Annotated in this window: 12 protein-coding genes and 3 tRNA genes; 10 read left to right on the top strand and 5 right to left on the bottom strand. The window is 69.6% G+C overall.

Translation table 11 applies throughout. The features are described 5' to 3' along the window. The first annotated feature begins 96 nt into the window (after positions 1-96). Positions 97-921, top strand: coding sequence for a ThuA domain-containing protein (locus Pph01_RS25555; protein ID WP_204075690.1), 825 nt, complete (start codon positions 97-99; stop codon positions 919-921). Then, on the top strand, positions 918-1994 hold the full coding sequence (locus Pph01_RS25550; RefSeq protein ID WP_204075689.1) for a Gfo/Idh/MocA family protein: 1077 nt from the start codon (positions 918-920) through the stop codon (positions 1992-1994). The genes Pph01_RS25555 and Pph01_RS25550 overlap by 4 nt, the downstream gene beginning before the upstream one ends. A gap of 44 nt (positions 1995-2038) precedes the next feature. Here the strand turns inward: Pph01_RS25550 and Pph01_RS25545 are convergent, their stop codons facing one another. Beyond that, positions 2039-4018, bottom strand: coding sequence for a M3 family metallopeptidase (locus Pph01_RS25545; RefSeq protein ID WP_204075688.1), 1980 nt, complete (start codon positions 4016-4018; stop codon positions 2039-2041). 159 nt (positions 4019-4177) lie between these two features. On the opposite strand from Pph01_RS25545, the gene Pph01_RS25540 reads away from it, so the two are divergent. The 5 genes from Pph01_RS25540 (at position 4178) to Pph01_RS25520 (ending at position 6178) form a co-directional block, all read left to right on the top strand. Continuing rightward, positions 4178-4249: transfer RNA gene (locus tag Pph01_RS25540), tRNA-Gln, on the top strand. 47 nt (positions 4250-4296) lie between these two features. Beyond that, positions 4297-4369 (top strand) — tRNA-Glu (locus Pph01_RS25535). 12 nt (positions 4370-4381) lie between these two features. Further along, positions 4382-4454 (top strand) — tRNA-Glu (locus tag Pph01_RS25530). Between the two features lie 181 nt (positions 4455-4635). After that, a complete protein-coding gene (locus Pph01_RS25525) occupies positions 4636-5628 on the top strand; it encodes a redoxin domain-containing protein (protein ID WP_308441922.1) in 993 nt (330 codons plus the stop codon). 55 nt (positions 5629-5683) lie between these two features. Further along, on the top strand, positions 5684-6178 hold the full coding sequence (locus Pph01_RS25520) for a PaaI family thioesterase (RefSeq protein WP_204075686.1): 495 nt from the start codon (positions 5684-5686) through the stop codon (positions 6176-6178). On the opposite strand, the gene Pph01_RS25515 is transcribed toward Pph01_RS25520, so the two are convergent. Together Pph01_RS25515 and Pph01_RS25510 are read right to left on the bottom strand one after the other, a co-directional pair. Then, complete coding sequence (locus tag Pph01_RS25515; RefSeq protein WP_204075685.1) at positions 6156-7850, bottom strand: hypothetical protein; 1695 nt, start codon at positions 7848-7850, stop codon at positions 6156-6158. The genes Pph01_RS25520 and Pph01_RS25515 overlap by 23 nt on opposite strands. Positions 7851-7886: 36 nt before the next feature. Next, positions 7887-8603: an IclR family transcriptional regulator gene (locus Pph01_RS25510; protein ID WP_204075684.1), complete on the bottom strand. Its 717-nt coding sequence runs from the start codon at positions 8601-8603 to the stop codon at positions 7887-7889. Positions 8604-8737: 134 nt separating this feature from the next. Here Pph01_RS25510 and leuC point away from each other — a divergent pair, with 134 nt between their 5' ends. From leuC to Pph01_RS25495, 3 genes are all read left to right on the top strand, one after another. After that, complete coding sequence (gene leuC, locus Pph01_RS25505) at positions 8738-10123, top strand: 3-isopropylmalate dehydratase large subunit (RefSeq protein WP_204075683.1); 1386 nt, start codon at positions 8738-8740, stop codon at positions 10121-10123. A 28-nt stretch (positions 10124-10151) separates the two neighbouring features. Continuing rightward, positions 10152-10739 carry a 3-isopropylmalate dehydratase small subunit gene (gene leuD / locus Pph01_RS25500; protein WP_204075682.1) on the top strand — a complete coding sequence of 196 codons (588 nt, stop codon included), beginning with the start codon at positions 10152-10154 and terminating at the stop codon, positions 10737-10739. A gap of 287 nt (positions 10740-11026) precedes the next feature. Beyond that, positions 11027-11326, top strand: a complete 300-nt coding sequence (locus Pph01_RS25495) for an HU family DNA-binding protein (RefSeq protein ID WP_204075681.1) — start codon at positions 11027-11029, stop codon at positions 11324-11326. Between the two features lie 119 nt (positions 11327-11445). On the opposite strand, the gene Pph01_RS25490 is transcribed toward Pph01_RS25495, so the two are convergent. Further along, positions 11446-11667, bottom strand: a complete 222-nt coding sequence (locus Pph01_RS25490; protein WP_204075680.1) for a hypothetical protein — start codon at positions 11665-11667, stop codon at positions 11446-11448. 44 nt (positions 11668-11711) lie between these two features. After that, positions 11712-12449 (bottom strand): TetR/AcrR family transcriptional regulator, encoded by a 738-nt coding sequence (locus tag Pph01_RS25485; RefSeq protein WP_204075679.1) that lies wholly within the window; start codon positions 12447-12449, stop codon positions 11712-11714. Positions 12450-12539: the final 90 nt, after the last annotated feature.

Genomic DNA, 12539 nt, shown 5'->3' with positions numbered 1-12539 from the left:
GCCGGTGGTGGACCCTTCGGGCGGGCTGTGATCATGTGTCCCGGGGAGCATGACCTGGTGACCGTCGCCCGTCCCCACCGGTGAAAGGACGCCCTCTTGTCTGAACGTCCAGCGGAGCACCCGATCCGCGTCACGATCTGGAACGAGTTCATCCACGAGCGTCGCGACGAGTCCGTGCGAGCCATCTATCCCCGGGGCATGCACGCGGTGATCGGCGACGCCCTCGAGCGCGAACTGGGAGCGCGCGTCACGGTACGGCACGCGACGCTCGACATGCCCGAGCACGGCCTGACCGACGACGTGCTCGAGGAGACCGACGTGCTCACCTGGTGGGGGCACCGGGCCCACCAGGACGTCTCCGACGAGATCGTCGCCAAGGTCGTCGACCGGGTGCGCCGCGGGATGGGCCTGGTGGTGTTGCACTCCGCGCACTTCTCCAAGGTGTTCCGCACGCTGATGGGCACGAGTTGCCGGCTGCGCTGGCGAAACGCGGACGACCGTGAGCTGGTGTGGAGTGTGAACCCGGCGCATCCGATCGCGCGAGGCGTGCCCGTCCCGATCGTGATCCCCGAGCAGGAGATGTACGGCGAGTTCTTCGACATCCCGGCGCCCGACGAGCTCGTCTTCATCAGCTCGTTCAGCGGCGGCGAGGTCTTCCGGAGCGGCTGCTGCTTCTACCGGGGGCACGGGAGGATCTTCTACTTCAGCCCGGGCGACCAGGAGTACCCCGTCTACCACCATCCCGCGGTCGGCCGCGTCCTCGCGAACGGGGTGGAGTGGGCGGCGCCGACGGCCGGCGTGCTCGACGGCGAGTACGCGCCGGAGCTGTGCGAGACCGGCTGGTACGACGAGGAGATCGCGAGGCAGGGGGCGGCCCAGGCCGAGGCGCTCGCCGCGGAGGCGAAAGAGGGTGCGCGATGAGCGACGCCACCCTTCGCGTGGGCGTCGTGGGGCTCGGCTGGGCCGGAGTCACCCACGCCGACGCCTACGCGCTGCTTCCCGGCGTCGAGGTGCACGCTCTCGCGGCTCAGGAGCCGGAGCGGCTGGCGACCGTCGGCGACCGGCTCGACGTCCCGCATCGCCACACGGCCTGGGAGGATCTGGTCGCGCGTGACGACCTCGACGTCGTCAGCGTCGCCGCCCCCAACTGGCTGCACGACCGGGTCGCCGTCGCCGCGCTGGAGGCGGGCAAGCACGTGTTGTGCGAGAAGCCGCTGGCTCTGGACGCGGTGCGTGCGCGGAGCATGGTCGACGCCGCCGTGGCCGCCGATCGTGTGCTCTGGACGGTGTTCAACCACAGGGAGCGCGGCGACGTCCGCACGCTCAGGCGCTTCGTCGACGAAGGCGGCCTCGGGCGGATCTACCACGTCAAGGCGTCCTGGACCCGGCGGCGGCACACGACCGGCGACACGTGGTTCACCCGCAAGGACCGGTCAGGTGGCGGGCCGCTCATCGATCTCGGGGTGCACATGCTCGACCTGGTCCTCCACCTGATGGACGAGCCGGTCGTGACGCGCGCGTCCGGGTTCACGCACGCCGAGCTGGTGCCCGCCTCGATCGCGGCGGCAGGCGGGGACCCTGCGGGATTCGAGGTGGAGGACCTGGGCGGCGGCACGTTGCGGACCCAGGAGGGGGCGAGCGTCTATCTCGAGGCCAGCTGGGCGTTGCACGCACCGGTCTCCGGCAACGAGATGACGGTGAGCCTGCACGGGACGAAGGGGGCCGCCACCCTCCTGATCAAGGACTACGCCCCCGCCGGCGTCCTGCAGATCTCGACGGACGTGGCCGGGAGACCGGCGGAGACCTTCCCCGTGGTCCCGCGCGGCGGCGGCCACGCCGACGTCGTCGCGAAGTTCGTGGCGGCGGTCAGGTCGGGCGAGTGGGCGGCGCATCGCGGGGTCGAGGGCCTCCGGCGGTCGATCGTGATCGACGCGCTCTACCGGTCCGCCGAGAAGGACGAGGAGGTCGACGTCGCCTACGAAGGCGGAGCATAGGCCCACCGCCTGTGGGGCGCCCCTCGCAGGGCGCCCCACAGGGGCTAGAGGAGGCCGCGGCGGGTGAGGAGAGGAGTGATCTCCGGATCCCGGCCGCGGAAGTTGCGGAAGGCCGTGAGCGCGTCGACGCTGCCGCCCTTCGAGAGCAGCTCCCGCCGGAACGCGTCGCCGTTCTCGCGCCGCAGGCCGCCGTTCTCCTTGAACCACTCCACCGTGTCGGCGTCGAGGACCTCGCTCCAGATGTAGGAGTAGTAGCCGGCGCTGTAGCCGCTCGCCCAGATGTGGGCGAAGTAGGTGCTCCGGTAGCGGGGCGGCACGGCCGCGAGGTCCACTCCGGCGCGCTTCAGCGCCTCCTCCTCGAACCGCTCCGCCTCGCCGCCCGCGTACTCCGTGTGCCAGGCCCAGTCGAGCAGGGTGGCGGCCAGGTATTCCACGGTGGCGAACCCCTGGTTGAACTTCTGCGCCTCGAGCATGCGGTCCACGAGCTCCTGCGGCATCGGCTCGCCGGTCTCGTAGTGCTTCGCGTAGTTCGCCAGGATCTCCGGGTCGGTCGCCCACATCTCGTTGACCTGCGACGGGTACTCCACGAAGTCGCGCGGCACCGCCGTCCCCGAGAAGCGGGGGAAGCGGACGTCGGAGAACAGGGCGTGCAGGGCGTGCCCGAACTCGTGGAACATCGTGTTGACCTCGTCGAACGTCATCAGGGTGGGCTCACCCTTGACGATGTTGAGGTTGTTGACCACGACGGGCCCGGTGCCGAGCAGCGTCGACTGCGTGACCAGGCTGTTCATCCACGCCCCGCCCCGCTTGGACGCCCTGGAGTGGAAGTCGCCGAGGAAGAGGCCGAGCGGCGTGCCGTCCTCGTTGAAGACCTCGAAGACCCGGACGTCGGGGTGGTACCCGTGCAGATCGGGCCGCTCGGTGAAGGTGATGCCGTACAGGCGCGTCGCCGCGTGGAAGACGCCCTTCTCCAGGACGGTGTTCAGCTCGAAATACGGCCGCATGCGGGCGCTGTCGATGTCGTAGCGCCCCTTCCTGACCTTCTCGGCGTAGAACGGCCAGTCCCACGGCTGGACGGCGTGTCCGGCGATCTCCTCGAGATCCGCCTGCTCCTTGCGGGCGTTCGAGACGGCCGGGGGGACGAGCCGGTCGAGCATGTCCGTGACGGCCTGGGTGGTCTTGGCCGTCTGGTCGGCCAGGACGTACTCCGCGTGGTTCCGGTAGCCGAGCAGGGTCGCCCGCTCCTGCCGCAGGGCGGCGATCTCGGTGATCAGCTCGGCGTTCGGGGCGCCGCGTCCGGTGGACGCCTCGTGGATCCGCTGCCGCAGCGCCCGGTCGGTCAGCTCCGTGAGGGACGGCTGGCTCGTCGGCAGCACGAGCGTCACCAGGTACTTGCCGTCGAGGCCGCGCTCCTTCGCGGTCTCCTGGAGCCCCTGAACCGCGTCGGCCGACAGCCCGTCGAGCTCGGAGACGTCGTCGACGATCACGGCCCTCGCGTTGGTGTCGGCGAGCAGGTTCTGCTGGAACGTCGTCGCCAGCGTGGAGAGCCGCTCGTTGAGCCGCCTGAGGCGCTCCTGGTCCTCCTGGCCGAGTACGGCTCCCGCCCGCGTGAAGTCCGTGAGATAACGATCGAGAAGCCAGCGCTGGTCCTCGTCGGCCGTCTCGACCGCCTGGATGCGGGCGAAGAGCTTCGCGTCGAGGTGGACGGCGTCGGCGTGCGCGGCCAGCTTGGGCGTGATGTCCTTCTGGATCTCCTGGACGCCCGGAGTCGCGTCCGAGGACGCCTGGTTGAAGAAGACCGTCGAGACGCGGTCCAGGAGCTCTCCTGACCTCTCCAGGGCCTCGATGGTGTTCTCGAACGTCGGCGGCTCCGGATCGTCCGCGATCGCCGCCACCTCCGCGAGATGTTCGGCCATGCCCTGCTCGAACGCCGGCGCGTAGTGCTCCTCCTTGATCTCCTGGAACGGAGGCAACCGGTAGGGGAGTGGGCTGGCGCTCAGAAAGGGGTTGGCGTCCGGCGTCATCGGTGACGACTCCTCACATGGTGCTGACGTGTGGTCCCAGCCTCGCATACGTCAAGCTCAGGCCGTGATCGCGGGACGCGCGAGAATCGTTTTGGTGATGGGTCCGAAGCTGGGCTATTCTTTCGGAGTCGCAAGCGGCCCCCGGGGTTCGTGAGCAGATGGGGTATGGGGTAATTGGCAGCCCGGCTGATTCTGGTTCAGCTAGTCTAGGTTCGAGTCCTGGTACCCCAGCTGGATCCCCCCGTATGGGATTCTGCTGGATAGAAGTGCAGTGCGAAGGTCCCGTCGTCTAGTGGCCCAGGACGCCGCCCTCTCAAGGCGGTAGCGGCGGTTCGAATCCGCTCGGGACTACTCACTGCGCAAGGCTCCGTCGTCTAGTGGCCTAGGACGCCGCCCTCTCAAGGCGGTAGCGCCGGTTCGAATCCGGTCGGGGCTACAAACTCGGGTAAAACCCTCGGACACTCTCGTCCGAGGGTTTTCGCCGTTTCCGGGGGTTTCCCGGAGTCCCTCCACGCCTTGCGAGATTTCTCCACCCTTCCCGATTGACTGGACAGCAGCGCTATCCAATAATTGGAGAGCGTAACTATCCAACGGAGGTGCCCATGTACACGTTGCTGATGGACGGCCGGGAGGAACAGGTCGAGGGGCCGGTGGTTCGCCACGGCCGGCCGATCTTCGGATGGGAGCGCAAGCCGCACGGCTGGTGCCGGGGCGACGCGTGCATCCCGGGCTTCCGCGCGGCCGAGGCGGAGACGCCGGACGGCGTCGATCTCGCCGGGTTCGCCGGGTTGCTCGGCAGGGTGGCGGTCGTCGACCCGGACGAGCGCCTGATCGCGGTGGGCGACGCCCAGAGGCTCGGCCCGGACGAGGCGCCGGATTTCACGCTCGACGGCTTCTCCCTCCGCGAGGCGCGAGGCAGCAAGATCGCGCTCGTCTTCTGGGCCTCCTGGTGCGGTTGCCGCTACGACCTGGCCGCGTGGGACGAGCTCCACGACGAGCTCTCGCCGGGCGGGCTCACCGTCGTCAGCGTCTCCCTCGACCGCGATCCCGGGGACGCCCGGCCGTGGATCGAAGGACTGGGGCATCCGTCGCTGATCGACGCCGAGGGCTCGGTGGCGGAGCTGTACAACGTCGTCAACGTGCCGACCGTCGTGTGGATCGATGAGGAGGGCCGGATCGCCCGGCCGCAGGACACCATGACCGCGACCGACACCTTCCGTGAGATGAACGGCCTGTCCTCCGAGGACGCCAAGAACGCCCTCCGGAGATGGGTCCTCGACGGGGAGTCGGGCCTGACGCCGGAGGCCGTACGGGAGCATCTGCGGATCCCGACGGAGGAGGAGCGCCGCGCGCGGCTGCACGCGCGGCTCGCCGCGTGGCTGTTCCGCCGCGGCCGTACCGCTCCCGCGCGGGGACATGCCCGGAAGGCGGCGGAGCTCGCTCCGCACGATGTGGCCGTCCGGAGGAGCCTGATGCCGCTGAGCGGCGTCGACCCCTTCGGTGACGAGTACTTCAGGCTCAGGGACGAACTGGAGGCCGGAGGGGTCCCCCTCTACCGCCCGCTGCCCGACTGGTCGAGAGGGGCGCAGGCCGCGGAGGCGGGCGCCTAACCGCCCTCCGTGCAAGATTTGCGTTCGGCGTCATCTGAGTTCCAAAATCATACTCATGACGACGACGATCAACTCGCGCACCCACTCTTGGCTTCCCCCGACCCCGCCCACCGGAGAGCTGAGCGGGCTGGAGTTCCTCCGGGCCCTGATGGACGGGGAGATCGCGCCCCCGCCGATCGCGGGCACCCTCGGTTTCACCCTGGTTCACGTGGAGCCGGGCAAGGCGGTCTTCGAAGGGGAGACCGGTGAGCACCTGTACAACCCGCTGGGCTCGATCCACGGCGGCTACTACGCCACCCTGCTCGACTCGGCCCTCGGCTGCGCGGTGATGACCCGCCTGACGGCGGGGTTCGGCTACACCACCACGCAGCTGGGGGTTCACATGACCCGGCCCGCCTTCGCCCACACCGGAACCCTCCGCTGCGAGGCGAACACCGTGCACGTCGGACGGACGACCGCCACCGCGGAGGCCCGGCTCGTGGGCGTGAACGACGGCAAGCTCTACGCCCACGGCACGACGGCCTGCGCTATCTTCCCGATCGCGCCTTGAACAGGGCGCGCTTGGCGGCCTTGCCCACCTGCGGGTCCGGGTGGGCGTCGCCCACGGCCTCCAGCAGCTCCTCCAGGTGGGGGTGACGGACCTTCCAGATCACGTCGAGCAGCCCGATGATCGTCTGCGCCGGGCCGATGTCGTGCAGGCTGCTCACGAACTCGCTGCGGCCGAGACCCGCCGAGATCGTCCACATGTCGAGGATCAACCAGTGCGTGTCCGCCTGGGTGGGCTCGAGGGCGTCCTCGGCGTCCAACTGGGCGAGGTGGGTCGCGGCGTACGGCCGGAGCGACGCCTCCTCGAGCGCCTCGCGCCAGGCCGGCACGGCCACCTCGCCGAGGGAGCCCACCAGGCTGGCGGCCTGGACCCGGATGAGGGCGTCGGCCTCGTCCTCCGCGGCCGCCTCGAGCAGCTCGGAGGCCGCGCGGCCGGGGTCGCGGAGGGCCATCCAGGCGGCGAACTCGGCGTCGGCCTCGTCTTCCGGCAGGTCGGCGCTGAACGACAGCAGATCGAGGGCCGTCATCGCGTCGATCGCCGGACGGGCGTCGACCTCGATGTCCGCCTCGTCGATCATGTGGACGACGCCCTCGGTGCCGAGCGGCGTCAGCGTGACCTCGCCGTCGGCGACGGTGACCATTCCGTAGCCGGTGAGCCAGGCGATGACCGGGGCGAGCGGATCGACGGCGGCGGCCCAGGCGTCCGCGCCGAGATCGTCGTACTCCGCCGTCGCCTCGGCCAGCTCGCCCCGCAGCTCGTCGAGTGAACGGCTGCCGCCGTTGACCAGGACCCTGATCAGCAGCGCCCGGGTGAGCCCGGACAGCGCCAGCGTCAGGTCGTCGTCGTCGAGCTCGGGGTCGCCGTAGTCGATCGAGTGGAGACCCAGCGTCCAGACGTCCAGCGCGTCCTCGTCGTCCTCGAACGGCCAGGCGGCGGTGTCGGAGTCGACGCTCACGGTGTCGTCGCCGTCGGGGGCGAGGAACTCCAGGTCGATGGCGAGGTTCCAGATGTTCCAGAGGGCCTGCGGCTCGGCCAGGCCGAGCGCCTTGACGGCGTCACGGACCTCCTCATCGCTGAGCAGGGTCTCCTCGCCCACCTTGCGGCCCGTGCCGACCCACAGCGCCAGATCGCGGGCCTGGCCGACGAGCGGGACCTGGCGGGCGGCCGCGGCCAGCTCGGAGTCGGGCCGCAGCCTGATGGTGGGAAGGTCGGAGATCTCGTCGGCGAACGGCTCGAAGTCGCCGAGGCTCTCGTCCTCGTCGAGCTCGTCCTCCTCCTCGTCCCAGTCGCGCTCGGCCAGCGCGTCCTCCATCGCGTCGACGAAGTCGTCCTCGAGTTCGTCGAGCTCCTCGAGCAGGCTCTCGAGCGGGTCGGAGCCGGCCGACAGGCGGCCGGTCGAGGACAGGAAGGTCAGGTACGCCCGGATGGCGGGCACCATGCCGTCGGCGGCGGCGTCGGGATCCTCGACCGCCTGGGGCATCCGCTCCAGAAGCAGGTTGCGCAGATCCTGCCGCTTCCACAGTCCTACGTCGCCCTTGACGTCAAGGCGGTGCCACAACGCTGCCGGGCCCACGAGGTCAGGGTCGCTGTCCGGTGCGTTGGCCGGCGCCCAGAGGATGAATTCTTGGAGCAGGGGACGCAGTTCAGCGGCGGCTGCCTCGATGCGATCTGTCACCCCGCCAGCCTAGGGCCAACGGCCCCAGCTCTCTAATCAGTTGGCCCGCCGCATCGCCTCGGTGATCCTCTCCGCCGCGGCCACGACGGGGGCGGCGTGCATGCGGCCGGGCGTGCGGGTGAGGCGCTCGATCGGTCCCGAGACCGACACGGCCGCGATCACCTTGCCGCCGGCGCCGCGGATGGGGGCGGAGACGCTGGCCACGCCCTGCTCGCGCTCGCCGACACTGTGGGCCCAGCCACGCCTGCGCACGCTCGCGAGGGTCGCGGCGGTGAACTTGGCTCCGCGCAGCCCGCGGTGCAGGCGGTCGGGCTCCTCCCAGGCGAGCAGAATCTGCGCCGCGGATCCGGCGGTCATCGGCAGCGCCGACCCCACGGGAACCGTGTCCCGCAGGCCGCTCGCCCGCTCGGCGGCGGCGACGCAGACGCGCTCGTCGCCCTGGCGGCGGTAGAGCTGGGCGCTCTCCCCGGTGAGATCGCGGAGGTGGATGAGGACGGGGCCGGCGACCGCGAGCAGCCGGTCCTCGCCCGCGGCGGTGGACAACTCCGACAACCGCGGTCCCAGAACGAACCGGCCCTGAGTGTCGCGGGAGACGATGCGATGGTGTTCGAGCGCCACCGCGAGCCGGTGGGCCGTGGGCCTTGCCAGGCCGGTCGCCTGGACCAGTTGTGCGAGGGAAGCGGGGCCCGCCTCCAGCGCGTTGAGTACCAGAACCGCCTTGTCGAGTACTCCGACCCCGCTAGAGTTGTCCATACCCCGATACTGCCGTCTCGCTATCCGAGATGCAAACCCAATACGGGAACGCAGCGGGTACAGTGTCCATATCCCGATATTTCCGTCTCATCATCAGAGATTTCGGGGGCGAGCGCAAGGAGGCGATCACAATCATGGGCCGCACACTGGCTGAGAAAGTCTGGGAGAAGCATGTCGTCCGCCATGCGGAGGGCGAGCCCGACGTGCTCTACATCGACCTGCACCTCATCCACGAGGTGACCAGCCCGCAGGCCTTCGACGGCCTGCGTCTCAGCGGCCGGACGGTGCGCCGCCCCGACCTCACGATCGCCACCGAGGACCACAACGTCCCGACCGTGCTCGGTCCCATCGCCGACGTGGTCTCCCGCACCCAGGTCGAGACCCTGCGCAAGAACACCGCCGAGTTCGGCATCCGGCTCCACCCCATGGGGGACGCGGGCCAGGGCGTCGTGCACATCATCGGCCCGCAGTTCGGCCTCACGCAGCCGGGCATGACGGTCGTCTGCGGCGACTCCCACACCTCCACGCACGGCGCCTTCGGGGCGCTGGCCTTCGGCATCGGCACCTCCGAGGTGGAGCACGTGCTGGCCACCCAGACCCTGCCCGCCTACCGTCCCAAGACGATGGCGATCGAGGTCTCCGGCGAGCTGCCGGTCGGCGTGACGGCCAAGGACCTGATCCTCGCCATCATCGCCCAGATCGGCACGGGCGGCGGTCAGGGCTACATCGTGGAGTACCGCGGCGAGGCCGTCCGCAAGCTCTCGATGGAGGGCCGGATGACGGTCTGCAACATGTCGATCGAGGCCGGGGCCAGGGCCGGGATGATCGCGCCGGACGAGACGACGTTCGAGTACCTGCGCGGCCGTCCGCACGCCCCCACGGGAGAGGCGTGGGACGAGGCCGTCGAGTACTGGAAGAGCCTGCGCAGCGACGACGACGCCGAGTTCGACAAGGTCGTGCACATCGACGCCTCGACGCTGACGCCCTTCGTCACGTGGGGGACCAACCCCGGCCAGGGGGCGCCGATCGGCTCCGCCGTACCCTCGCCAGAGGACTTCACGGACCCGGTTCAGCGGTCCGCGGCGGAGCGGGCGCTGGAGTACATGGGGCTGGCCGCCGGCACGCCGCTCCGGGACGTCGAGGTGGACACCGTCTTCGTCGGGTCCTGCACCAACGGCCGGATCGAGGACCTCCGGGCCGCTGCCGAGATCCTGCGCGGCCGTACGGTGGTGACCCGCACGCTGATCGTCCCGGGGTCGATGCAGGTCAAGAAGGCCGCCGAGGAGGAAGGCCTGCACGAGGTGTTCAAGGCCGCCGGCGCCGAGTGGCGTGAGGCGGGCTGCTCGATGTGCCTCGGCATGAACCCCGACACGCTCCAGCCGGGAGAGCGCAGCGCCTCGACCTCGAACCGCAACTTCGAGGGCCGCCAGGGCAAGGGCGGACGCACCCACCTGGTGTCGCCGCAGGTCGCCGCCGCGACCGCCGTCACCGGCAGGCTCACCGCCCCCGCCGACCTCTGATCAGGCCCGTTTCCAGGAGAGATCACCCATGGACGCCTTCACCACCCACACCGGCCGGGCCGTGCCGCTGCGCCGCAGCAACGTCGACACCGACCAGATCATCCCGGCCGTCTGGCTCAAGCAGGTCAGCCGTACCGGCTTCGAGAAGGGCCTGTTCTCCGCCTGGCGGGAGGACCCGGCCTTCGTCCTGAACGACCCCGCGTACGAGGGCGCCTCGATCCTCGTCTCCGGCCCCGACTTCGGCACCGGCTCCTCCCGTGAGCACGCGGTCTGGGCGCTTCAGCAGTACGGCTTCCGCGTCGTCATCTCCGCGAGGTTCGGCGACATCTTCCGGAACAACTCCACGAAGATGGGCCTGCTGCCGGTCGTGCTCCCCGCCGACGTCGTCGAGCGCATCCAGGCCGCTGTCGAGGCGGACCAGGCAGCCGAGGTGACCGTGGACCTCGTCGAGCGGCAGGTACGGCTCGGCGACCTGGTGGCGGATTTCGAGATCGACGACTACACGCGGTGGCGCCTGATGGAGGGCCTGGACGACATCGGGCTCACCTTGCGTCACAAGGACGACATCGCGGCGTACGAGAGTGGCCGCCAGCCGTGGCTGCCGACGACCGTCTGAACGATCTCCAAGTCGCATATTGCCTGCTGGCACGGCCACTGCGTGATGCGCGGGGCCGTGCCGGCGCGTTAGCCTTACCACAGGAGAAGCGGTGCGCCCGACTCGATGGTGCTCGCCATCTGTGACGTGGCAAATCGGGACATAGCTCATGCGGCCCGCCCGGCCGGACGCCTTCATCGCCTGTCTGGACGGCGCATTCGACACGCCGAGCAGGCGAAACATGCCCCCCGGTGATTGAGTCCCGCGCCCTCGTCCCCTAATTTCAAGCGCGTAAGGGGGAGGAACCAATGAACAAAAAAGAACTCGTCGACGCGATCATCGACCGTGTAGGTGACCGGAAGACGGCCACGGAGGCCGTCAACGCGGTGCTCGAGGCGATCCAGCAGGCCGTCGCAAGTGGTGACAAGGTTTCGATCACCGGCTTCGGCGCTTTTGAGATGGTGCACAAGCCCGCCCGCACGGCGCGCAACCCTTCGACCGGTGACCCGATCAAGGTGGCGGAGAGCTGGGCGCCGAAGTTCCGCCCAGGTGCGGACTTCCGCGACCAGGTCAACGCCGGCGGCAAGGCGTCCTCGAAGAGGAAGTAACCGGCGGAACCATCATCAGAGCCATGAAACGGCGTCCGGCCATCCCGGGCGCCGTTTCCGCTTGTCGGAGTCGTCTTGTCGGAGTCGTCCGGGGCCGTTTCGGGATCGCCCCCGGATGCTCAGGCCGAGTCGGGGCCGGGCTGGGGGACCGGGAACGTGGAGAGCGTCACGTAGGTGATCCGCTCGCCGGTCATGACGATGTTGACCCGCTGCCCGGACCGCAGGTGCCGCAGCGGTCCGGCGTCGAACGCGGCGGCGTCGAACGGGATCTCCGTTCCGTCGTCGAGGAAAACCGATCCCGAACGGGTGGCGCCGTCGAAGGTTTTCACTGTGGCCTGCACATGATCAGACTACTCACGATGCCTCGCCTGTCAGCACGGCTCGGTCAGGAGGCCTCGTCCTGGTCGGAGTCGGAGTGCGTGCCGTACGACGCGAGGCCCCGGACGATGATGTCGAGGCCCAGCTCGAACCGGTAGTCGTTGGTCTCGCCCACCATCAGGTCGGCGAGGGCGACCAGGTTCGGGAAACGGTCAGGCGGCAGCGAGGCGAAGTAGTTCTCCAGCCGGCTGCCGATCACCGTCCACGAGGAGTCCTTCATGCGGTCCTGCCACATGCTCTCCTCGAGGGTGAAGCCCTCCATGTACGTCGAGAGCAGGTCGCCCGCGATCGCCGTCACCCGGTCGGGCAGGCCGCCCGCCCGCAGGATGCCGAAGAGTCTCTCCACGTGCGGGAGCAGCTCCGCGGTGAACGGGACATGCTGCATCGAGATCCTGGCCATGTCGCGGTGGCGCAGCAGGCGCTGACGGCCGTCCCGCGCGAAGTCCTTGATCTGCTCCTGCCACGTCTCCGGATCGGGCTCCGGCAGCTCCACGTCGTCGAACAGGCGGTTGTACATCAGCTGGAGCAGCTCGTCCTTGTCGTCGACGTGGACGTACAGCGCCGACACGGCGACGCCGAGCTCCGCCGCCACCTGGCGCATGCTCAGCTTGTCGTAACCGTCCCGGTCGAGGACGACGAACGCGGCTTCGACGATCCGCTCCCTGGTGAGAGGGATCCTGGCCGGAGCCTGGCGTTTGCGCGGACGCTCCCACGGCGCTGTGGGCACGTCGTCCTGCTGGCTCATGAGGTCCTCCCGCTTTCGCGCCCATCGTAGGGAATGGCGCTCGGCGTCGGCGAACAGCGACCCAGTTTGAGATATATCTTGTCTTGCCTT

Source organism: Planotetraspora phitsanulokensis (genome assembly GCF_016863295.1).
Lineage (GTDB): Bacteria > Actinomycetota > Actinomycetes > Streptosporangiales > Streptosporangiaceae > Planotetraspora > Planotetraspora phitsanulokensis.
This window is presented reverse-complemented; position numbering and strand designations above follow the sequence as displayed.

Coding starts and splice junctions, on each gene's coding strand:
- Pph01_RS25510 (WP_204075684.1), bottom strand. CDS start 8,603: ATGGACAACTCTAGCGGGGTCGGAGTACTCGACAAGGCGGTTCTGGTA.
- Pph01_RS25550 (WP_204075689.1), top strand. CDS start 918: ATGAGCGACGCCACCCTTCGCGTGGGCGTCGTGGGGCTCGGCTGGGCC.
- Pph01_RS25495 (WP_204075681.1), top strand. CDS start 11,027: ATGAACAAAAAAGAACTCGTCGACGCGATCATCGACCGTGTAGGTGAC.
- Pph01_RS25545 (WP_204075688.1), bottom strand. CDS start 4,018: ATGACGCCGGACGCCAACCCCTTTCTGAGCGCCAGCCCACTCCCCTAC.
- leuC (WP_204075683.1), top strand. CDS start 8,738: ATGGGCCGCACACTGGCTGAGAAAGTCTGGGAGAAGCATGTCGTCCGC.
- Pph01_RS25520 (WP_204075686.1), top strand. CDS start 5,684: ATGACGACGACGATCAACTCGCGCACCCACTCTTGGCTTCCCCCGACC.
- leuD (WP_204075682.1), top strand. CDS start 10,152: ATGGACGCCTTCACCACCCACACCGGCCGGGCCGTGCCGCTGCGCCGC.
- Pph01_RS25525 (WP_308441922.1), top strand. CDS start 4,636: ATGGACGGCCGGGAGGAACAGGTCGAGGGGCCGGTGGTTCGCCACGGC.
- Pph01_RS25485 (WP_204075679.1), bottom strand. CDS start 12,449: ATGAGCCAGCAGGACGACGTGCCCACAGCGCCGTGGGAGCGTCCGCGC.